The sequence below is a fragment of the Mesorhizobium sp. genome (assembly GCF_004962245.1).
GTDB lineage: Bacteria > Pseudomonadota > Alphaproteobacteria > Rhizobiales > Rhizobiaceae > Mesorhizobium.
The window spans coordinates 46,344-66,440 of the sequence record NZ_SUHQ01000037.1 but is presented as its reverse complement, the minus strand read 5'-3'; the positions used below and the strand labels follow the sequence as shown (position 1 = coordinate 66,440).

The following is a 20,097-nucleotide window of genomic DNA, read 5'->3' as shown; positions in this document are numbered from 1 at the left end:
ATTGAGGGCGAAGAATATCAATGAAAATCAGTCAATTGTATGAGTTCTCAACCTAAGGGGTTGTTGAGGTGTCAGAGTTGACGAGCGGACTCGGCGCTGAAAGCTCGAAGCCCTTGGGCGCCATGAAGAGCAGCACGATGACCAATACTATGGATGCAATCACGGCAGTTGTGCCAGCTACTTTTCTCATCAATTTCTACCATTTTGCGGAATCGGACCGTCCGAAGTAACGAAGTCAAAGGCCCTCTGTTCCGCGAAGGAGTGGACTTCCGCGATCACGGAATTACTCGAATCGCCAAAGTCGGTATTATCCAACGGCAGCGGACCCCAAACCGCCTGGCCGGCGCCCATCAAGCCCCCCGCCAAATGGTGCCGGCCACATCCCGCAAATTTGGGAAGATGTTCGGGGTGAACTTCGAGCAAGTGGATGCCGGCGCTCCCCCGGCAGACTTTGGGGAACCTGGCCGGCCCGCGCACGTTGTGGCCGGTCACGCCTGGGTTACTCATGCAACAACTTTTCCAAGAATTCGGCCATCCGACATATGTCCCGTTTCCGGTCATTGCGGCGAGGCTTCTACTGGCGACGATCTTGGGTGCTGCGATCGGTTTCGAACGTGAATGGCGAAATCGGCCCGCCGGGCTTCGCACCCATATCCTGGTCTGCGTGGCAGCGGCTACTTTCGGTATTCTGACGATTGAAATCGTTCACGCGCCGATGTTTCTGCAGGAATCCGTGAAGGTCGATCCGATTCGTGTTGTCGAAGCGGTTACCGCCGGCGTCGCGTTCCTTGCCGCCGGATCGATTTTGTTTTCGAGGGGCGAGATCCACGGGCTGACGACCGGTGCAGGCATGTGGCTGTCTGGCGCAATTGGCGTGGCGTGCGGGCTCGGTCTGTGGCAGGTGGCGGCGCTCGGCACGCTTTTGGTGCTTGTCGTGGCAGGCCTTCTTTATAGTTTTGCCGCCAAGTCCGGGATTGGCGAGAACGCCGGACAAGGAAAGCCCACCTCGGAAGATGTGTCCAAGCAACGCAACGGCTGAGGACAAACGCCCCGCGTGCAAGGGTGTTCGTGGCGGCGAGATCGCGGCATCCTGTTCTTCCTTTCAATGAGAACGGAATAAGAATTTAATCCTCAAGCCATCAACGCAATAGCAAGTGGCAGGCAATCGCCGACGCCGAACCTCACATCCGTTTTAGGCATGGAGTCGACTTCAGGCTCATCCGATTTGACGGCTGGGGGAACGGAGCATGACAATTTTACTAAATTAGCAAGAACGCATGGAGAGCCTATAACTCCCCCAGCCGGCGCGGCCCCCGCCTAAAGGCCCAGCCGGTCAGGCTCGGCAGCCTCTCGTGATCCTTGAGCGGCTGTCGAGCCGCTCGAACGCGCTCAATGTGGCGCGGACTTGATGGGCGCACCAGGCAATTCGCTGTAGGTGGAAATCGTATCGGCCTGATATCATTGAGGACGAGCAGCATTCCATCCGCAATCTTTGATCGTTTCGGTTCTATGAACGAATAAGCCCGCACCCCCGGGGGACAGGGGCACGGGCTGATCGGAGGGTGCAATCCGATCTTTGCAGCTTGATCTGCAAACATGCTGCAGATAGCTAAACTGCCGTCCCAAGCCTTTGTTCCACCGCAAAAAAGCCCGCCGCACATTTCGGCACGGCGGGCGTCAGCCTGAAGAACTCGTGTCATTCGGAGACGGACACTCCCTACGCCAGAGGTTGCCAATTATCTCATTGAATTGGTTCAATAAACAGAGAGGCTCAGTTGCCTTCCCCAGGCAAATCGAGCAGGCAGCCTGCTAAGCCTCGATCGAGACGTCCGCAACCATCCCTGTTTTCCGATGACACTGTGTTGGTTGCCATTGGCTCAGCGATGATTCACCAGGCTCCATCTGTCGCGCCGCGTGGAATCACTGCGAGGCTGCCGGCGACAGTCGCAATATCCCTCCCGCCGGCTCGTCGGTCAGCGCCATGACCGCGCCGTCGGGAGCCTGGACCACGTCTCGGATACGCCTGCCGAGAGCGACGACTTCCTCGCCCGCGACCCGCTCGCCGTCAATCCTGACACGAACGATGCCTTCAGCCGACAATCCGCCAATCAGGAGGTCGCCTCGCCAGTCGGCAAACATGTCGCCGGTGTAGAAGGTCATGCCGGAGGGCGAGATGACGGGCGTCCAGCTATGGATGGAGCCGGCAAACTCCGGCCGCGTAGACGGATCGGGGATGCGTTCGCCCGAATAGTGCCGGCCCCAGCTGACCACGGGCCAGCCGTAATTCCTGCCTGCTTCCGGAATGTTTAGCTCGTCGCCGCCGCGCGGCCCCAGTTCCGCTGCCCAGAGTACGCCGGTTTCGGGATGGATCGCTGCGCTTTGCACATTGCGATGGCCGTAGGACCATATCTCGTCGGCGCCGTCCTTGCCGACGAAGGGATTGTCGTCAGGCACAGAACCATCGGGATTGATGCGGACGATCGTCCCGAGATGATTGTTCGCGTCTTGCGCCTGCCGCATCTTGAAGCGCTCGCCGAGCGTGACGAAGAGCTTGCCGTCCGGCGCGAATACCAGGCGGGAACCGTAGTGGTTCTGGCCGGAGACGGCCGGTTCCTGCCGGAAGATCACTTCGAAGTCCGAAAGCGCGCCTCCTTCTTCGTCCAGACGCCCACGGCCAACGGATGTGGCCGCGCCGCCGGGGCGTTTCTCCGAGTAGGAGAGGTAAACCGTCCGGTTGTTGGCAAAATCCGGATCGAGCGCCACATCCAGCAGGCCGCCTTGTCCGCCGGCGAAGACATCCGGTACGCCATCGATCGGATCGGAAACGGCCCCGTCGGTCGAGACAAGCCGCAGGCGCCCCGGACGCTCGGTGACCAGCAACGCGCCGTCAGGCAGGTAGGTCGCGCCCCAGGGGTGCTCGAGCCCTTCGGCAAAGGTCTCCACCGCAATGCGGCCGGTTTGGCTCTCTATGCTTCTGGAAGGGTCCTGTGCGAGCGCGGGCGCACTGAAGGCAAGAAGAAAAGACGAAGCAATGAGTATTCGCGGCATGATTTCTCCATCCGAACGGGGTATAGCGGAGGAGCCACCAGCTCCCTCGATATTTAATGACCGACTACCGATGCAGTTCCCAACCTGCGCGCGCCTGCGGCGAATTTCTGGTGCCGATCGAAAAGTGCAAGCGAATAGGCATTGATGATCTCGTGCGCTCGCCCGCCGCCGCTGCCGACCACGCGCGCAAACTGGACGTGTCTGCCGGGAACTTTCTTTATCTCCGCTGGTTCTGGGGAAGAGGTTCTTCGGTGTGACAGTCAGAGTCGTTCAGTTTCTCGCCATCATCATTGCCGCGCTCGCGCTCATTCCATCCGGAGCGCATCTCGCTGCCCTGCCCAACAAGATTGCTCTGCCGCAAGCCGACTATTTCACCGTCCAAGCCATTTACTACCGATGGGCATTCCTCGGCCTGTTCTGGCCTGTCGCCATCGTCATGAATGCCTTGCTCGCGGTGCTCGTCCGCTCACAAAGCGCGCCGTTCTGGCTTGCTGTGCTGGCAGCGCTCTGCTTCATCCTCATGCTTGTCATCTTCTTTGTCTGAACCCAGCCTGCCAACCAGGCGACGCAGAACTGGACGACGGCTCCTGAAAACTGGAATGCGCTGCGTCAGCAATGGGAATATTCGCATGCGGCAAATACTGCGATCGTCTTTGTCGCACTCTGTCTCACGACATTGTCCGCACTTGCGTGGCGGCCAGCTGGTTCATAAACGCTCACGAGGCGCTCGTCGGCTTTCCAGACATCGCAATGTGTTCATTCAGGAGAACTTTGGCGGCTGCAACGTAGACGTGGTTCTTGCCGCCCCCTCCCGCCTAGCTCGGAAATGTTGCAGTAAAATCAAACGGCTAACAGAAGATCTTCGTTTTGTCGTATAAAGACCGCCCGCGTACGCGGGCACGAAAAGTTGACTTTTCGACCTGGGGATATGCCATTAGCCTATCCCTGCCCTCAACAAAGCTAGGAGCCACAGATGAAGACCGCTCTCTTGGTTGTCGCCGCTCTGGGCCTTTCAGTGTCCGGCGCCGCAGCGGAATGTGTTGGCCACACTAAAACGACGGCTTCCGTAGATCAGCAAACCAAAGTGGCGAGCATCGCGAACAGCAATGCGCCGACAGTTGCCGACGCCGCGACAACCGCCGACATGCCGATCCTCAAAAAGGAAGAGGCAAAAGAGTCGGAATAGGCGCCTCAGCATGAGCAAGCCCTAAAGCCAGCCGCACCTAAGTGTCGGCGAGCGGCATGACATGGGCCGAAGCATCTTCGACTTCGCGCCAGGAACAGCATTGTTCCCGATTGCACGCACAAACCATTCGAAAAGAGAGGCGCCGGGCTCGGCTCGGCGCCTCCCTCTGCTTCCTCACTTGTTTGGGCCTCCTCCTCACTTGCTCGACCACACTGCCAGCTCGTAGCCGTCCGGATCGGAAAAGTGGAAGCGCCGGCCACCCGGGAACGAATAGGCGGGCTTGACGATCTTCCCACCAACCTCCTCGACGCGGCGCTGGGTCTCGTCCAGTCTGTCGGCATAGAGGATCACCAGCGGCCCGCCCGCCGTCTTTTTCTGGCCGCCGAGAGCGAAGCCGCCGAACAGGCGGCCGTCGTTGAACTCGCAATAGCTCGGCCCGTAGTCCTTGAAGGACCAGCCGAAGGCCTTGCCGTAGAAGTCGCGTGAGCGCGCAATGTCACCGACGGAAAACTCGACATAGTCGATGCGCTTGTCGTTGCTGGATTTGGCCATGATCTTCTCCTTTCGTGTTTCGTGCTCTTTGGAAGCTCAGCGTTCGAGCATTGCCTTCAGGCTGTTGAGGTCGCGCTGCACCGCGGCGGCATCGGCGGCGAATATCTCCTCCGTCATGTCCGGCGTCTTCAGAAGCGTGAACATGACTTCCGCGCCGGTGCCGTTGGGAACCACGCGCACCGCATTGCGGGTTTCCTTGCCCTCGCCAAAGACGAGGTGATCGAGGACACCGAACTCATTGGGCCGGGAGAAGCGGATGCGGATGAGCCGGCCATCGGGATCCTCTGCCGTCCATTCCTCGCCCGATTTCTCGAAGCGTCTGCCGAGACCTGCCGCCCAGCGCTGGAAATTCTCCGGGATGGAGGCGAAGTCATAGATTTCGCGCCAGTCCCGGTCGATGGACACGGTGATGATACGGGATTTGTAGATGGTCATATCTGCCTCCTTCGAATAGAGGCAGACTAGACGGACATGACGGTGGCGTATTGAACGAAACGGCCAGTTCAGGCGCCGAGCTGCCGCAGAACCGTCGCGGGCGGAGAAGCCCGACAGGCGCCGCACCTCCCGGGTGAGATGCGCCTGGTCGGAGTAGCCCACATCGAACGCAAGATCAGCCAGGCGCGGCTCGGCGGACTGCCGCGCCAAGCTTAGGAACCGCTGGAGCCGGAGAATGCGGTCGAGCGTCTTTGGACCATAGCCGAAAGCCTCCTGGCAGCGGCGGCGAAGCGTTCGCGGGCTGACGTCCAGCCGATCGAGGATCACCGCCATACCCGGACCGGCGGATTCCGTTTTCAGCGCGTTGAAGGCAAATCCCATGTCCGGAGGCGGCGGCTCGACATCGGGCGCGAGCCTGGAGAGTGCCGCTTGCGTCGCCCGCATCCGCTCCGCTGTGGAGGACGCATCACCGATTCTCTGGGCGATTTCGCGCGCCAGCACGCCCCAGAAGTGGCTGAGCGCCACCCTGCTGCCCACGATCTCCGACATCGGCAGGCCGAGCCATCGGCTTGCCGCACCTGGTCGAAAGCGGGCGCCGATCACGGTAGAACCGGGCGTCAGCGTAGAGAGGGCAACGGCCATGTCGGGGCCTGCCACGACCAGCTTACCGTCGATCCAGGTGATGTCGACGCATCCGTCGGGGACCACGGCCGATAAGCGCCCCACGTCCGGTCGCAATGTATTGGACCAGACACACTGGAAATGCCCTTCAAGTGCGGCCGAAGGATCGAACTCGCGGTATTCCCCTATCACCCCGGAAAGGATGGGCGTGTTATCGTCAGACGTCACGAGCCTCTCCTGTGAGGGACACGTTCGCAGGCATCGTCGGCCCGTAATCTATTGCGATGGCGGCTTGCATCAACCCCATCCTCGATCAAGCGTCGCCTTGCCCATCATTGCCGGCGATTCCGCGCCGTTCCGTGACGCAGTCGCCGATTGCCGCATGGCATCGTTTTTACTATCCCTATTCCTGCAAAGGACCGCTTGGCATGGGCATTTTCGACAGATTTTCCTTGCAGGGGCGTGTGGCGCTCATCACCGGAGGCGGACGTGGGCTCGGCTTCGAGATCGCGCGTGCCTTTGCCGAAGCGGGAGCGCATGTGGTTGTGACCGGACGTACGGCCGCGGTGCTCGATGGCGCCGTCGCCGCCATCGCGGAGGGTGGCGGCAGTGCTCAGGCGGCGGCCTTCGACATAGCGGACGTGGCGGCCGGCCGCACCGTGATCGCGGATATCGCCGAGACCCGCGGCCGGCTCGATATTCTCGTCAACAATGTCGGCGCCCGCGACAGGAGGCCGCTCGCCGCGTTCGATGACGACGATATCCTTGATCTGATCCGGACGGATCTGCTTTCGGCGATCTCGCTGTCGCGGGATGCAGCGGAAATCATGAAGGCGCGAGGATTTGGCAGGCTGATCTCCATCACCTCGATCGTTGGCGAGATGGCGCGTCCAGGTGACGCCGTCTATCCCGCCGCCAAGCAGGGGCTGACCGGCCTGATGCGCAGCATGGCCGTCGAATACGGCGCGCACGGGGTGACCAGCAACGCCATCGCCCCGGGGATGTTCGCTACCGAGACCAATGCCGCGCTGGCGGAAGATCCCGACATGCTTTCCTTCGCGCGCCAGCGGGTTCCGCTGCAACGCTGGGGACGGCCGGAGGAAATCGCCGGCGCCGCCCTTTTCCTGGCCAGCGATGCGGCATCCTTCGTCAACGGGCATGTTCTGACCGTTGACGGCGGAATGTCCGTGCAGATGTGACGATGCGAAAATCCCCGTTTATGGTGATTCCGCCGCGATCAGCCGGTTTACCGGCCTTGGCTTCAAGCGGTCTCTTGACGCGCGGGAACCATACACGTTAGGCGTCGGGATACTCGGCGCCGACGATCGCGAACAAGCAAGGAACTTCCGGTTGATGGAAATTTTTACCGCCGCAGGCTTCTCGGCCCTGCTCCAGGTTATCGCCATCGACCTCGTACTTGCAGGCGACAACGCCATCGTCATCGGCCTTGCCGCGGCCGGCCTGCCGGCCGAACAGCGCAAGAAGGCCATCCTCATTGGCGTGCTGGCGGCGACCGTGCTGCGCATATGTTTTGCAGCAGTAACCGTTCAACTGCTCTTGATCGTCGGCCTGCTGCTGGCCGGTGGCATCCTGCTTCTATGGGTTTGCTGGAAGATGTGGCGCGAGCTGCGCACCTCCCAAGCCGACGAGTTGGAAGCGACCGAGGCGCTGGCCGATTCCGATTTCGACAAGGATAATGCCGTGGCCGGCAAGACGCCGCGCAAGACGCTGGGCCAGGCCGCACTGCAGATCGTCATCGCCGACGTCTCGATGTCGCTCGACAACGTGCTGGCGGTCGCTGGCGCGGCGCGCGATCATTTCTCCGTGCTGATCATCGGCCTCGTGTTGTCGATCGCGCTGATGGGGCTGGCCGCGAGCTTCATCGCCAGGCTGTTGCACCGCCATCGCTGGATCGCCTATATCGGCCTGCTGATCATCCTCTATGTCGCGCTCGACATGGTCTATCGAGGCGCGATGGAAGTCTGGCCACATGTGAACAACGCGGTGAGCTGACGCCGCCTGTCGCGCCGCTTCCGCCATCGGCACCCATAGACTTGTCGTGCGTTTCGTCGCGATTGCCGCGGGCCCATACCAATGCCGCAACAAGTGTGATACTGCGCCGCCAAATCCCGAAAAGCCGGAAAACCTTTATGTCCGCCCCTCGCGTCAGCTTCGTCAGCCTTGGATGCCCGAAAGCCCTCGTGGATTCGGAGCGCATCATCACGCGCCTGCGCGCCGAAGGCTATGAGATCGCGCGCAAGCATGACGGCGCCGATCTGGTCGTCGTCAACACCTGCGGCTTTCTCGATTCGGCTCGCGACGAATCGCTCAATGCCATCGGCTCAGCCCTTTCGGAGAATGGCAAGGTCATCGTCACCGGTTGTCTCGGCGCCGAGCCGGACGTGATCCGCGAAAAACATCCCAACGTTCTCGCCATCACCGGTCCGCAGGCCTACGAAAGCGTGATGGCTGCGGTTCATGAGGCCGCACCCCCGAGCCACGACCCCTATGTCGACCTTTTGCCGCCGCAAGGCGTCAAGCTCACGCCGCGCCACTATGCCTATCTCAAGATTTCGGAGGGCTGCAACAATCGCTGCACCTTCTGCATCATCCCGGCGCTGCGCGGCGACCTGGTCTCGCGGCCGGCGGCCGATGTGTTGCGCGAGGCCGAGAAACTGGCCAAGGCCGGCGTCAAGGAAATCCTGGTCATTTCGCAGGATACCAGCGCCTACGGCATCGACATCAAGTACCAGGCAAGCCAGTTTGGCGATCGCGAAGTGCGGGCAAAGTTCCTTGATCTGTCGGAGGAATTGGGCAAGCTCGGCGTCTGGGTGCGCATGCATTATGTCTACCCCTACCCGCATGTCGCCGACGTCATCCCGCTGATGGCCGAAGGAAAGATCCTTCCCTATCTGGACATCCCGTTCCAGCACGCCTCGCCGCAGGTGCTGAAGAACATGCGCCGGCCCGCCCATGGCGAAAAGACGCTCGACCGCATTCGCGGCTGGCGCGAAATCTGTCCGGATCTCGCCATTCGCTCCACCTTCATCGTCGGCTTCCCCGGCGAGACGGACGACGATTTCGAGATGCTGCTCGACTGGCTGGACGAAGCCAGGATCGATCGCGCCGGCTGTTTCAAATACGAGCCGGTCAGGGGCGCCCGCTCCAATGACCTCGGCCTCGACCAGGTACCGCAGGAGATCAAGGAGGCGCGCTGGCATCGCTTCATGCAGCGCCAGCAGAAAATCTCGGCGACGCAACTCGCCAGGAAGGTCGGCAAGCGCCTGCCTGTCCTGATCGACGAGGCGCATGGCACCTCGGCGAAGGGCCGCACCAAGTACGACGCGCCCGAAATCGACGGCTCGGTGCACATCCAGTCGCGGCGTCCGTTGCGCGCCGGCGACATTGTCACCGTCAAGATCGACCGAGCCGACGCCTACGATCTCTACGGCTCAGCGGTCTGATCGCATTCTCGCTTTAAACGAAAAGGGCGCCGTGCGGCGCCCTTTCCTGCCAAGATTCGGCCTGTCAAGATTTGGCCATGTGAACTCGGCTTGTCTTACTGCGGCAGCTTGTCGTCGACGCCCTTGATGTAGAAGTTCATGCCGAGCAACGTGCCGTCGTCCGCGACTTCCCCTTCCTTCAGCCACGGCGTTCCGTCCTGCTTGGCAATCGGCCCGGTGAAGGGGTTCCATCCGTCGACGATCTTCTTCTCGGTGGCTTGCGCCATTGCCTTAACGTCGTCGGGCATGTTGGTGTAAGCGGCCATTTTAACCGCGCCGTCTTTGATGCCCAGCCAGACATTGCCCGGCTTCCATGTGCCGTCGAGCGCGGCCTTCACCCGGCTGATATAATACGGCCCCCAATCGTCGACAATCGAGGTCAACTGCGCCTTGGGAGCGAACTTGATCATATCCGAAGACTGACCGAACCCCTGCAGGCCGCGCTCTTCGGCGACTTGCAGGGCAGCGGTAGAGTCGGTGTGCTGGACGATGATGTCGGCACCCTGGTCGAACAAAGCCTTGGCGGCGTCGGCTTCCTTGCCCGGATCGAACCATGAATTGACCCAGACGATCTTAGCCTTGAAGTCTGGGTTGATCGACTGGGCGCCGAGCATGAAGGAATTGATGCCCATCACCACTTCGGGGATCGGGAACGAAACGATATAGCCGGCGACGCCCGACTTCGATTGCTTGGCGGCGATCTGGCCGAGAATGTAGCGGCCTTCATAGAAACGCGCATTGTAGATGCCGAGATTTTCTGATGTCTTGTAGCCGGTCGCGTGCTCGAACATCACGTCGGGGAATTTCTTGGCAACCTTCACTTCGGGGTCCATGAAGCCGAAGGAGGTGCCGAAGATGATCTTACATCCTTCGCGCGCCAGGCGCTCGAAGGCACGATCGGCATCGGGACCCTCGGAGACGTTCTCCAGATACGCGGTCTCGACCTTGTCGCCGAGTGCCTTCTCCACCTCCAGGCGGCCCTGGTCATGCTGGTACGAATAGCCGAAATCGCCGATCGGGCCGGTATAGACCCAACAGGCTTTCAGCTTTTCCTGAGCTTCGGCGGTCGCCGCCAGCGACAATGTCGCCACCGTCGTCACCAGCGCAATAAGCAGTTTTTTCATCGTGTTACCTCTCTGAGTTAAGCCTTGGAGCTTCCCGTCTGTTTTTTGTTGTCAACGATCCGGAACGAATGGCTGCCCCAAGGAAGCCGGTGTGTTCATCATCGTCAAACGCTTGTTGCGCGAGATTAGAACGAGAACCACGATGGTTGCCAGATAGGGCAACGAAGAAAGCAGTTGCGAGGGAACCGGAATGCCAAAAGCCTGTGCATGAAGCTGGCCTATCCATACTGCGCCGAAGATATAGGCACCGGCCAGCACCCGCCATGGCCGCCATGATGCGAACACGACCAGCGCCAGCGCGATCCAGCCGCGTCCGGCGGTCATGTTCTCCACCCATTGCGGCGTGTAGACCAGCGACAGGTGCCCCCCGGCAAGGCCGGCACAGGCGCCGCCGAAGATTACCGCCAGATAGCGGTAGCGGATGACGTGAATGCCGAGCGCATGGGCCGAGGTGTGGCTGTCGCCGATCGAACGCAGCGTGAGCCCGGTGCGGGTTTTGAACAGGAACCACATGACGGCGGCGGTCAATGCGATCGAGATATAGAAGATCGGGTCCTGGCCGAACAACAGCCTGCCGACGACGGGGATCGCTGTCAGGCCTGGAATGTCGAGATTTGGCAGCCTCGCGCCGGGCTGGCCGACAAAGCTGGTTCCCATCATGCCGGAAAGGCCAAGGCCGAGCAATGTCAGCGACAGGCCGGTGGCCACCTGGTTGGTGGCCAGCGACAGCGTCATGACGGCGAACAGCAACGAAAACACCGCGCCCAAGGCGATCGCCGCCAACAACCCGATCCACGGCGATCCGGTGAGATAACCGGCGCCGAAACCGCCGACCGCCCCCATGATCATCATCCCTTCGACACCGAGATTGAGCACGCCGGAACGTTCGACCACCAGCTCGCCGATCGCCGCGATCAGCAAAGGCGTCGCCGCGGTTGCAATGGTCAAAAGGATGTTGACGGTGATGTCCATCAGTGAACCTCCTCCAGTTTCGGCGCGGCTTCAAGCTTCGGCGTGGCAAAGCCGATCAGGCGAATGCGGTAGTGAATGAGCGTGTCACAGCCGAGCACGAAGAACAGGAGCATGCCCTGGAACACGCGCGCCACCTTGTCGGAGATGCCGAGTGCGCTTTGCACCGCCTCGCCGCCGAGATAGGTCAGCGCCAGCACCAGGCCCGCGGCAACGATGCCCAGCGGATTGAGCCGGCCGAGGAACGCCACGATGATGGCGGTGAAGCCGTAGCCGGGCGAAATGACCGGCTGCAGCTGGCCGATGGCGCCGGAGACTTCCGAGATGCCGGCAAGTCCAGCCAGTGCACCCGACAGCATGAAGGCGAAGAAAACCATCCGGTTGATGCCGAAGCCAGCGAAGCGCCCTGCCCTGGGGCTTGAGCCGAGCACGCGGACCTCGAAGCCTTTCAGCATGCGGCTCATCAGGATCCAGACCAGCACCGCTGCGACCAGCGCGAAGACGAAACCCCAATTGGCGCGGCCGGAGGCAGGCATCAGTTCCGGCAATATCGCCGAGTCGTTGAACTGTATCGTCTGCGGGAAATTGAAGCCCTTCGGATCGCGCCACGGCCCGCGCACCAGCCAGTCGAGGAAGAGTTGGGCGACATAGACCAGCATCAGGCTGGTCAGGATCTCGTTGGTGTTGAAGCGGGTCTTGAGCAGCGCCGGAACGGTGGCATAGGCAGCGCCGCCGACCATGCCGAACAGCAGCATCAGCGGCAGCACCAGCGGGCCTTCAAACTGGGGAAACAGCACCGGGATGATCGAGCCGACGATGCCACCCAGGATGAATTGGCCTTCTGCGCCGATGTTCCAGATATTGGCTCTGTAGCAAACCGACAGGCCGACGCCGATCAGGATGAGCGGTGCCGCCTTGATCGCCAGCTCGTGCAGCTGCCAGACCTGACTGACCGGCTCGATGAAGTAAATTTGGAACGCCTTCAAAGGGTTGACGCCAAGCAGCGCGAACAGGATGGCCCCGGCAATGATCGTCAACATGAATGCAATGAAGGGCGACAGCGCCGAGAACAGCATGGAGCGTTGCGGGCGTTTGATGAGTTCGAGGCGCATTATGACGTCTCCAGAACGTGTTCGACATGGCCGGGCTCGGCCCCGCCCATCAGCAGCCCGACCTTTTCGAAGGTAGCCTCAGCGATCGGCAAAGGCTTTGACAATACGCCATTGTGCATCACGGCGATCGCGTCGGAGATCTCGAACAATTCGTCGAGATCCTGGCTGATGACCAGCACTGCCGAGCCGCTGCGCGCCAATCCGATCAGCGTCTGGCGAATGTGGGCGGCCGCACCGGCGTCGACGCCCCATGTCGGCTGATTGACGACCATGACATCAGGCCTGCGGTCGAGCTCTCGGCCGACGATGAATTTCTGCAGATTGCCGCCTGAAAGCGCTGCCGCCTCCGGGTCGGGAGCGCTCTTGCGCACATCCATCGCCTCGATAATGCGCTGGGAAGCGGCATAGATCGCATCGCTTTTGACCATTCCGCCGGCGCCGACAAACACCTTGCCGTCGGTGGCATGGCGCGACAGCAGCAGGTTTTCCGAGAGCTTCATGCGCGGCGCCGCACCGTGGCCGAGTCGCTCCTCAGGCACGAAGGCGGCGCCCATCAGCCGCCTGCCGGTGATACCGAGACCGCCGGCATCCTTTCCGCGGATGCGCACCGAGGCTGCATCCTGCTGCGGCACTTCGCCGGAAACGGATTCGAAGAACTCGCCCTGGCCGTTGCCAGCGACGCCTGCAATGCCGATCACTTCGCCGGCCCGCACCGTCAGGTTAATGTTCCTGAGCGGGATCGAGAACGGCGTTGCCGGCTTGCGGCTGAGTGCGCGGATTTCAAGCAGCGGCTGCGCGGTTTCGATACCCCGGGCCGGCGCGCGCACCACGGCCTGCACGTCGTTGCCGACCATCATGCGCGCCAGCGATGCCGCGGTTTCCTCGCGCGGGTTGCAATGGCCGACCACCTTGCCGTGGCGCAGCACCGTGGCGCGGTCGCAGATGCGTTTGACCTCTTCCAGCCGGTGCGAAATGTAGAGGATGGACTTTCCTTCCGAGCGCAGCCGTTCGAGCGTCTCGAACAGCTTGTCGGCTTCCTGCGGCGTCAGCACCGAAGTCGGCTCGTCGAGGATGATGAGCTGCGGCGTCTGCAGAAGGCAGCGGATGATCTCGATGCGCTGTCGCTCCCCGACCGACAGGTCGCCGACCAGCGATTGCGGGTCGAGCGGCAGGCCGTAGCTGTAGGAAAGCGCCCTCGCCTTCGCAGCGATCGTGCTGATCGGCGAACCGTCATCCAGCGACAGCGCGATGTTCTCGGCCGCCGTCAGTGCCTCGAACAGCGAAAAATGCTGGAACACCATGCCGATGCCAAGCTTCTTCGCAAAGCCGGGACTGGTGATCGTCACCGCCTGACCGTTCCATAAAATCTCGCCCGAATTGGGCTCCAGTGTTCCGAACAGCATTTTGACGAGCGTCGACTTGCCGGCGCCGTTCTCGCCGAGCAACGCGTGGATTTCGCCTTTTGCGACGTCGAGATCGATATGGTCGCACGCTGTCAGCGTGCCGAATATCTTGGTGAGGCCACGAACCTCGAGCAGGTTTGCGCCGTCCTGATTTGCACTCACAGTGCCTCCCATCTGGTTTGCCAGATATGTTCTGTGTTCCCGCAAGCATGGTATGCGCGGCCGGCTCTCGTCGGAAAGCGGCACACGTCTTGAAAGAGCTTCAAGAATTTCAGCGGAAAACCTAACGCATCGGCTCGAAAATCGAAATCGATTTTCGGAAAAGCACGATGCGGGGTCAAAATGTTAGAGGGCACTTTGTGAGTCCAAGTGGACGCACATCGCTCTAAGGGAAAGCAAGGCTCAAGTGGTGGAAAGGCTCAGGGGATGAGAATGGTTGTCCCGGTCGTCCTGCGGCTTTCAAGGTCGGAATGCGCATTGCCGACGTCCTTGAGAGCGTAGCGCTGGTTGATCTTGATCTTGACCGCGCCACTGAGCACGATTTCGAACAGCGCGGCGGCGGAAGCCTCCAGGTCTTCGCGCTTGGCGTTGTAGACGAACAAGGTCGGACGGGTTGCGAACAGCGAACCCTTCTGCGCCAGCAACGATATGCTGAACGGCGGGACCGGCCCTGACGATTGACCGAAGCTGGCGAACATGCCGAGCGGCTTCAGGCAGTCAAGCGAGGCCGGAAAGGTATCGTTGCCCACCGAATCATAGACGACGTCGCACTTCTTGCCACCGGTGATGGCGACGACGCCGGCGACGAAATCCTGCTCACGGTAATTGATGACATGGTCAAAGCCATGCGCCTTGGCCAGCTCGATCTTGTCGGTAGAGCTGGCGGTGCCGATCACGGTCGCGCCAAGATGCTTCGCCCATTGGCCGAGGATCAGCCCGACGCCGCCGGCCGCCGCGTGAAACAGGATCGTGTCGCCCGCCTTCACCTTGAAGGTACGTCGCAGCAGATATTCCGCCGTCATCCCCTTCAGCATCATGGCGGCTGCCTGTTCGTCGCTGATGCCGTCCGGCACCTTCACCACGCGGTCGGCGTCGATCAAGCGCTGCTCGGCATAGGCGCCAGTCGTCACGGCGTAGGCGATGCGATCGCCCGGCTTCAGCCAGTCGACGTCCGCGCCGACGCCCATAACCACGCCGGCTGCCTCGCTGCCGGGTATCAGCGGGAAACCGCCCGGCGGCGGATAAAGGCCGGAGCGATGGTAGACGTCGATGAAATTGAGGCCGATCGCCGTGTGCCTGACCAGGACTTGTCCCGAGCCCGGTTGGCCCGGGTCGGCGTCCTCATAGGTCAGAACCTCCGGACCGCCATTGGCGTGGATGCGGATTGCTTTGGACATTGACCAGGCTCTCTCGGGATCAGGCTTTCTCGGATCAGGCTTTCCTGGCGCCGAGCGTTGGAAAGAGCTGCATGATACCGCCGATGCAGGCGAGGTAAAGCCCGGTGACCGTGATGCCGATCTTGGTGAAGACACTTACCTGCTCGCCCAGGACGCCGATCTGGTCGTAGAAGGCGGCAAGAGCGGCCTGCGCCAGGGCCAGCGCTCCGAAAGCGCACCATAGCAGCGTCATCCCAAGGTTGATCGGCCGCAGCCGCACCACCCGCACCGGGTGGATGAAATTGATCGGCACGAAGGTCAGGATGCCGGCCACCACGACCACGGCGAAGGAAACCCATTGTCCCGGATCGATGACGAACAGCGTGAACACCACCATGTTCCAGACCACCGGAAACCCCTTGAAGAAATTCTCCTTCGTCTTCATGCCGGTGTCGGCATAGTAGATCGCGCTCGACACGACGATGATCGCCGCTGCCAGGAACGAGAGGCCCTCGCCCATGAAGCCGCGCTGATAAAGCGCGAAGGCCGGAATCAGCACGTAGGTCACGTAGTCGATGATGTTGTCGAGGAGTTCGCCCGACCATGTCGGCAGGATTTCTTTGACCTCGAGCTTTCTGGCGATCGGCCCGTCGATGCCGTCGACGAACAACGCCAGTCCCAGCCACCAGAACATTGCCGTCCAGCGCCCCTCGCTCGCCGCCACCAGCGACAGGAATGCGAGGAACGAGCCCGACGCTGTCAGCAGATGGACCGAAAACGCGCGCGCCTGCGGCCACGTGACCTTCTTCTTCGGCATCGGAATCCGGTCGGCGATTTTCCTGGCCGTCGTCTTCTTCTTGCTCACGGGTCCCTTCTTGTTCACGGGCCCCGCCAGTCCAGCTTGCAAATTTCGGCAGAGCGGCCGGCAAAGTTCCAGTTGCGGCCGAAAGCCCGCATCTTGCTCTTGTCGGACCTGGCGACGATGATTTCCGGTGCGATCCAGTACTCCGAATTGCTGATGATCGTGTCCTTGTCGCGATCCTTGCCGGGAATCGGCGTTACCGCCCCGTCGATGATCTTCGGTATCTGGAAGATCCGCGTCCTGTCACGCGTCTCATAGGTGATCGGCGCTTGCTCGACGCCGAGGAACTTTCCGACCAGGATGGAGAGCAGCGAGGTGGTTCCGCCAGCCTTGCCGGTGAAAATCCTGGTCAGCGCTTTTACCGCATAGACTGAGGCGCGCTTGTCGATGAACAGGCCGGCGGTCCAGTTGCCGCGGCTCATATAGCCAGGGATTTCCATGACCAGCCCAAGATTGAGTCCGGACAGATCGACCTCGCCGAAATGGCCGGCATCGATGCGGAACCCTGCCCAGGTCTGGCAATAGCCCTCGGTCGGCGGATGATTGCCGAGAGACAGCACGCAAGGGCAAAAAACCGTGCAATTGCAGGAGAGTACCAGTTCCCCTTTCATTGCCCAGCTTTGATCTGCCATCGAATTCTCTCCCCTCATGCCGAGACTACTAGCAGGGCGGTTGCCCAGACAAGCAGTATCACACCGGCGATCCGGGTTGGCAGCCTGGCCGCCGTCTGTTTTTCGATCAAGGTGAACAGGCCGATCAGCGCCATCCAGAACACGTTCATCACACCGACGGCGAACATCACCAGCATCAGCGCCCAGCAGCAGCCGAGACACCACACGCCCTGCTCCATGCCGAGCCGCAAAATGCGGCCTGGCCTCGCGCTCCAGTTCGAAAACAGGATCGAGAACGGGTTTTTGCATTTTGTCAGGCAGGCTTCCTTCAGGCCGCTCAACTGGTAGAGGCCGGCAACCAAAAGCGCGGCTGCGCCGGTCGGTCCAATCACCGGGTCGAGCATCTGCGCAGATGAGGCGAAGGCGTGGACCACGAGCGTCAGCGCCGCAAACACCACCGACGCAGCCAGCCACACGCTGAGGTAACCGGCGACCAGGACCAGCGGATGGACAACCGATTCGCCCTTGATCCGCGCGGTATCGGCGATCTCGCAATAGGTGCGGATCATCGGCGCCGCCGAGGGGAGCATGGTGGCGACCGCCATCAGGAACCACATGACGATAAGCGCTCCGGCCTGCGCGCCGCCTCCCTCGAGCGGCGCGGGTGCAAGACAAAGGGTGAAGAAGCGCTCGAAAAAGTCCGGCAGCGGCAGCTTCGGCAGATATCTGAGCATCGTGTCGCCGGGTGCATCGATGTTCAGCCCCCGACTCTCGGCGCCACGTATCGCCATGGTGCCAAGAAACAGCCATGCCAGGAGGACGCTTGCGCCCAAAATGATGTTGACCGTCAGTCGTGGATTGCGCGAGACGCTTGCCGTTGCGCGGCCTGCACGGTCGAGGTGGCTGAAATCGTGGTCTTGGCCGGTCATGGCAATCGAATGGGCCGAATCGCCGCGTTGATCAAGCCGCATGATCTGACCTATATCCTCACCAGGTCGGACCGACGACCTCGCATCGCAATCGGGAAGTCGATTTTGGATCATCGGGAGACAGCACGGATACTGGTTGCCGGCAGCGGCCCGGCAGGGCTGATCGCAGCACTTGGCTTCGCGGATGCCGGCTTTTCCGTGACACTCGTCGGCCCTGAGGCAAATGGCCAGGACGGCCGCACGACGGCCTTGATGAACCCTGCCCTGGATATCCTCGAGCGGTTGGGCGTCCTCGACAAGGTGAGACCCCAGGCCGCACCGCTGAAGGTGATGCGCATCGTCGATGCAACCAGCCGGCTGATCCGCAGCCCGGTGGTCATTTTTCGCGCCAGTGATATCGGCGAGGAGCAGTTCGGGCTGAATTTGCCCAACAGCGCGCTTAACCCCGCGCTTGCCGGGGTCGTCACCGCGCATTCCGGCATCGAATGGCGAAAATCGATGGTGGAGACCTGGCGCCTCGACGCCGATCATGCCCATGCGGTCCTGTCTGACGGCAGTGAGATCGCGGCATCGCTGGCGGTCGCCGCCGACGGGCGTCTGTCGCCGGCCCGCGAGGCTGCCGGCATCTCGACATCCGCCCGATCCTATCCGCAGGCGGCATTGGTTCTCAATTTCGGCCACCGCAGCGATCATGCCTTCACCTCGACCGAATTCCACACCGAAACCGGCCCGTTCACCCAGGTCCCCCTGCCCGGCAACCGGTCCAGTCTTGTCTGGGTGGTAGAACCGGAAACCGCGAAAGAGCTCGCCGCACTGGACGATGCCACTCTTTCGAAGCGGGTCGAACAGCTGATGCAATCGATGCTGGGCCGGGTATCTGTGGAGGCCGGCCGGCAGATCTACCCGCTTTCGGGCGTGACGCCCCGGTGCTTCGCGCGAAACCGGGTGGCGCTTGTCGGCGAAGCCGCCCATGTGTTTCCGCCGATTGGCGCGCAAGGTCTCAACCTTGGTATCAGAGATATCGACGATCTGATTGGAATTTCTTGCGAAAACAGGGAAGATCCAGGCGCCGCCAAGGCACTCGCGGCCTATGATTTCAGGCGGCGGCCCGACATTCTGGCACGCAGCAGCGCGGTCAATCTGCTCAACAAGTCGCTGCTCTCGGACATGCTGCCGGCGCAGATGGCGCGCAGCGCCGGCCTCGGCGTGCTCGGTGGCTTCGCGCCGCTCCGCGCCTTTTTCATGCGCGAGGGGATGCGGCCCGGTAGTGGTTTTGCGGCGCTCGCCGGCGGCTTAAGGAAACAGGTCCGGAGGTAGAACGCCATGACGGATCATGTAGAGCAGCCCGGTCACCGTCATGACCGAGAGGCAAGTGGTGATCAGCACGCTGGCTGAGGCACGTTGCACCCAGACGCCATATTGCTGGGCGATGACGAAGACATTGGTTGCGGTCGGCAATGCCGCCAGCAGCACCGCCGAAAACAGCCAGGTCTCGGAAAAATCGCCGACCCAGCTCAGCACGACATAGCAAAGTAACGGGTGCAGGATCAGCTTCAGCGCAGCGATCAACGCCAGTTCGTGCGGGACACGATCAAGGGGTCTGAGCGCCAGGGTGACGCCCATGGCGAACAGCGCGCAAGGTGCCGCGGCCCGGGAGAGATATTCGAGGAAGCGTTCCACCGGCACAGGCGGGTGAAAACCGATATAGGCGGCAGCCACGCCCATGGCGGTCGCAATGATGAACGGGTGCAACACGATCTTCCTGAGAACACCCAGAACGAGCCGCAACGGCGATGTCTTTTCATCGCCGGAAAGCGCCATCATCATTGGCGCGACGGCGAAATGCACGATGTTCTCGAAACAGAAGATCAGGGCCACCGGCACCGCCGCTTCCTCGCCGAAGGCCAGCAATGCAAGCCCCGGTCCCATATAGCCAATATTGCCATAGGCAGCGGCGAGCGCCTTGATGGTCGATTGCGCGATCTCGCCTCGCGACGTCAGCACCGACCAAACGAACATCAGCGAAAAGATCGTGTATGTCGAGAAGACCGAGCCCAAGATGAAGCCCCATTCCGTCAGCCGCTCGAACGGAGTCTTTGCAAGCAGTTGGAAGAACAGGGCGGGGAGCGCGACATACACGATGAAGGTGTTCATCCAACCGAGCGCTTCCAGCGGCTGCCTGGTGATGCGCGCCACCAGGAAACCCATGAAAATCAACCCGAAGAACGGAAGAACAAGACCGATGACGTCTGACATTTTGTGCTGGTGCGAAACTCTCGGGCGGGGCTAGCCCGTAGCGTGACGGGGCGTCAAGCGCCTCGGCATTGAATTGATGCGGCGTCTGCGCCAATTGAGCTAGGGTAGCA

At 61.4% G+C, this 20,097-nt stretch carries 20 protein-coding genes and 1 pseudogene; 8 read left to right on the top strand and 13 right to left on the bottom strand.

What is annotated here, in order from left to right; all coding sequences use genetic code 11:
• Positions 1-505 precede the first annotated feature (505 nt).
• Complete coding sequence (locus E5X88_RS29420; protein WP_292167480.1) at positions 506-1,039, top strand: MgtC/SapB family protein; 534 nt, start codon at positions 506-508, stop codon at positions 1,037-1,039.
• A gap of 881 nt (positions 1,040-1,920) precedes the next feature.
• Here the strand turns inward: E5X88_RS29420 and E5X88_RS29415 are convergent.
• Positions 1,921-3,048 carry a PQQ-dependent sugar dehydrogenase gene (locus tag E5X88_RS29415; RefSeq protein ID WP_292167455.1) on the bottom strand — a complete coding sequence of 376 codons (1,128 nt, stop codon included), beginning with the start codon at positions 3,046-3,048 and terminating at the stop codon, positions 1,921-1,923.
• A 56-nt stretch (positions 3,049-3,104) separates the two neighbouring features.
• Here E5X88_RS29415 and E5X88_RS29410 point away from each other — a divergent pair, with 56 nt between their 5' ends.
• From E5X88_RS29410 to E5X88_RS29400, 3 genes are all read left to right on the top strand, one after another.
• The gene (locus E5X88_RS29410) at positions 3,105-3,305 is read left to right on the top strand and encodes a hypothetical protein (RefSeq protein ID WP_292167453.1); all 201 of its coding nucleotides are present in this window, start codon (positions 3,105-3,107) and stop codon (positions 3,303-3,305) included.
• Positions 3,302-3,592 carry a hypothetical protein gene (locus E5X88_RS29405; RefSeq protein ID WP_292167450.1) on the top strand — a complete coding sequence of 97 codons (291 nt, stop codon included), beginning with the start codon at positions 3,302-3,304 and terminating at the stop codon, positions 3,590-3,592. Before E5X88_RS29410 ends, E5X88_RS29405 begins: the two co-directional genes overlap by 4 nt.
• A gap of 429 nt (positions 3,593-4,021) precedes the next feature.
• Entirely contained in the window at positions 4,022-4,234 is a 213-nt protein-coding gene (locus E5X88_RS29400; protein ID WP_292167447.1) for a hypothetical protein, read from the top strand.
• A gap of 195 nt (positions 4,235-4,429) precedes the next feature.
• Here the strand turns inward: E5X88_RS29400 and E5X88_RS29395 are convergent, their stop codons facing one another.
• The 3 genes and pseudogenes from E5X88_RS29395 to E5X88_RS33745 form a co-directional block, all read right to left on the bottom strand.
• A complete protein-coding gene (locus tag E5X88_RS29395) occupies positions 4,430-4,786 on the bottom strand; it encodes a VOC family protein (RefSeq protein WP_292167444.1) in 357 nt (118 codons plus the stop codon).
• Positions 4,787-4,822: 36 nt separating this feature from the next.
• A complete protein-coding gene (locus E5X88_RS29390) occupies positions 4,823-5,221 on the bottom strand; it encodes an SRPBCC family protein (RefSeq protein ID WP_292167477.1) in 399 nt (132 codons plus the stop codon).
• 162 nt (positions 5,222-5,383) lie between these two features.
• Positions 5,384-6,034, bottom strand: a pseudogene (locus tag E5X88_RS33745) (DUF6597 domain-containing transcriptional factor); the annotation flags it as partial.
• Between the two features lie 236 nt (positions 6,035-6,270).
• Here E5X88_RS33745 and E5X88_RS29380 point away from each other — a divergent pair.
• The 3 genes from E5X88_RS29380 (at position 6,271) to rimO (ending at position 9,306) form a co-directional block, all read left to right on the top strand.
• Positions 6,271-7,041, top strand: a complete 771-nt coding sequence (locus E5X88_RS29380; protein ID WP_292167441.1) for an SDR family oxidoreductase — start codon at positions 6,271-6,273, stop codon at positions 7,039-7,041.
• 154 nt (positions 7,042-7,195) lie between these two features.
• Positions 7,196-7,855 (top strand): TerC family protein, encoded by a 660-nt coding sequence (locus E5X88_RS29375; RefSeq protein ID WP_292167438.1) that lies wholly within the window; start codon positions 7,196-7,198, stop codon positions 7,853-7,855.
• Between the two features lie 137 nt (positions 7,856-7,992).
• Positions 7,993-9,306: a 30S ribosomal protein S12 methylthiotransferase RimO gene (gene rimO / locus E5X88_RS29370; protein WP_292167436.1), complete on the top strand. Its 1,314-nt coding sequence runs from the start codon at positions 7,993-7,995 to the stop codon at positions 9,304-9,306.
• A gap of 95 nt (positions 9,307-9,401) precedes the next feature.
• Here the strand turns inward: rimO and E5X88_RS29365 are convergent, their stop codons facing one another.
• The 8 genes from E5X88_RS29365 to E5X88_RS29330 form a co-directional block, all read right to left on the bottom strand.
• Positions 9,402-10,469, bottom strand: a complete 1,068-nt coding sequence (locus E5X88_RS29365; RefSeq protein ID WP_292167433.1) for a BMP family ABC transporter substrate-binding protein — start codon at positions 10,467-10,469, stop codon at positions 9,402-9,404.
• Positions 10,470-10,520: 51 nt separating this feature from the next.
• Positions 10,521-11,441 carry an ABC transporter permease gene (locus tag E5X88_RS29360; protein ID WP_126042231.1) on the bottom strand — a complete coding sequence of 307 codons (921 nt, stop codon included), beginning with the start codon at positions 11,439-11,441 and terminating at the stop codon, positions 10,521-10,523.
• A complete protein-coding gene (locus E5X88_RS29355) occupies positions 11,441-12,553 on the bottom strand; it encodes an ABC transporter permease (protein ID WP_292167474.1) in 1,113 nt (370 codons plus the stop codon). The genes E5X88_RS29360 and E5X88_RS29355 overlap by 1 nt, the downstream gene beginning before the upstream one ends.
• Entirely contained in the window at positions 12,550-14,127 is a 1,578-nt protein-coding gene (locus E5X88_RS29350; RefSeq protein WP_292167427.1) for an ABC transporter ATP-binding protein, read from the bottom strand. The genes E5X88_RS29355 and E5X88_RS29350 overlap by 4 nt, the downstream gene beginning before the upstream one ends.
• Before the next feature lie 245 nt (positions 14,128-14,372).
• Entirely contained in the window at positions 14,373-15,350 is a 978-nt protein-coding gene (locus E5X88_RS29345) for a quinone oxidoreductase (protein ID WP_292167426.1), read from the bottom strand.
• 34 nt (positions 15,351-15,384) lie between these two features.
• Positions 15,385-16,146, bottom strand: coding sequence for a phosphatidylcholine synthase (gene pcsA, locus E5X88_RS29340; RefSeq protein WP_189644555.1), 762 nt, complete (start codon positions 16,144-16,146; stop codon positions 15,385-15,387).
• Between the two features lie 62 nt (positions 16,147-16,208).
• Complete coding sequence (locus E5X88_RS29335; protein ID WP_292167424.1) at positions 16,209-16,823, bottom strand: DUF1326 domain-containing protein; 615 nt, start codon at positions 16,821-16,823, stop codon at positions 16,209-16,211.
• Positions 16,824-16,837: 14 nt separating this feature from the next.
• The gene (locus E5X88_RS29330) at positions 16,838-17,773 is read right to left on the bottom strand and encodes a DUF2182 domain-containing protein (RefSeq protein ID WP_292167422.1); all 936 of its coding nucleotides are present in this window, start codon (positions 17,771-17,773) and stop codon (positions 16,838-16,840) included.
• Positions 17,774-17,836: 63 nt separating this feature from the next.
• Here E5X88_RS29330 and E5X88_RS29325 point away from each other — a divergent pair, with 63 nt between their 5' ends.
• Positions 17,837-19,048: a UbiH/UbiF family hydroxylase gene (locus E5X88_RS29325; protein ID WP_292167420.1), complete on the top strand. Its 1,212-nt coding sequence runs from the start codon at positions 17,837-17,839 to the stop codon at positions 19,046-19,048.
• Here the strand turns inward: E5X88_RS29325 and E5X88_RS29320 are convergent.
• Positions 19,025-19,987 carry an AEC family transporter gene (locus E5X88_RS29320; protein ID WP_292167418.1) on the bottom strand — a complete coding sequence of 321 codons (963 nt, stop codon included), beginning with the start codon at positions 19,985-19,987 and terminating at the stop codon, positions 19,025-19,027. The two genes, E5X88_RS29325 and E5X88_RS29320, sit on opposite strands and share 24 nt — an antisense overlap.
• Between the last annotated feature and the right edge of the window lie 110 nt (positions 19,988-20,097).

Excerpts from the sequence above, each read along its gene's own strand:
- E5X88_RS29400 (WP_292167447.1), top strand. The coding sequence starts at position 4,022 with ATGAAGACCGCTCTCTTGGTTGTCGCCGCTCTGGGCCTTTCAGTGTCC.
- E5X88_RS29330 (WP_292167422.1), bottom strand. The coding sequence starts at position 17,773 with ATGCGGCTTGATCAACGCGGCGATTCGGCCCATTCGATTGCCATGACC.
- E5X88_RS29390 (WP_292167477.1), bottom strand. The coding sequence starts at position 5,221 with ATGACCATCTACAAATCCCGTATCATCACCGTGTCCATCGACCGGGAC.
- rimO (WP_292167436.1), top strand. The coding sequence starts at position 7,993 with ATGTCCGCCCCTCGCGTCAGCTTCGTCAGCCTTGGATGCCCGAAAGCC.
- E5X88_RS29320 (WP_292167418.1), bottom strand. The coding sequence starts at position 19,987 with ATGTCAGACGTCATCGGTCTTGTTCTTCCGTTCTTCGGGTTGATTTTC.
- E5X88_RS29345 (WP_292167426.1), bottom strand. The coding sequence starts at position 15,350 with ATGTCCAAAGCAATCCGCATCCACGCCAATGGCGGTCCGGAGGTTCTG.
- E5X88_RS29375 (WP_292167438.1), top strand. The coding sequence starts at position 7,196 with ATGGAAATTTTTACCGCCGCAGGCTTCTCGGCCCTGCTCCAGGTTATC.
- E5X88_RS29410 (WP_292167453.1), top strand. The coding sequence starts at position 3,105 with ATGACCGACTACCGATGCAGTTCCCAACCTGCGCGCGCCTGCGGCGAA.
- E5X88_RS29415 (WP_292167455.1), bottom strand. The coding sequence starts at position 3,048 with ATGCCGCGAATACTCATTGCTTCGTCTTTTCTTCTTGCCTTCAGTGCG.
- E5X88_RS29335 (WP_292167424.1), bottom strand. The coding sequence starts at position 16,823 with ATGGCAGATCAAAGCTGGGCAATGAAAGGGGAACTGGTACTCTCCTGC.
- E5X88_RS29380 (WP_292167441.1), top strand. The coding sequence starts at position 6,271 with ATGGGCATTTTCGACAGATTTTCCTTGCAGGGGCGTGTGGCGCTCATC.
- E5X88_RS29395 (WP_292167444.1), bottom strand. The coding sequence starts at position 4,786 with ATGGCCAAATCCAGCAACGACAAGCGCATCGACTATGTCGAGTTTTCC.
- E5X88_RS29420 (WP_292167480.1), top strand. The coding sequence starts at position 506 with ATGCAACAACTTTTCCAAGAATTCGGCCATCCGACATATGTCCCGTTT.
- E5X88_RS29350 (WP_292167427.1), bottom strand. The coding sequence starts at position 14,127 with ATGGGAGGCACTGTGAGTGCAAATCAGGACGGCGCAAACCTGCTCGAG.
- pcsA (WP_189644555.1), bottom strand. The coding sequence starts at position 16,146 with ATGCCGAAGAAGAAGGTCACGTGGCCGCAGGCGCGCGCGTTTTCGGTC.
- E5X88_RS29360 (WP_126042231.1), bottom strand. The coding sequence starts at position 11,441 with ATGGACATCACCGTCAACATCCTTTTGACCATTGCAACCGCGGCGACG.
- E5X88_RS29365 (WP_292167433.1), bottom strand. The coding sequence starts at position 10,469 with ATGAAAAAACTGCTTATTGCGCTGGTGACGACGGTGGCGACATTGTCG.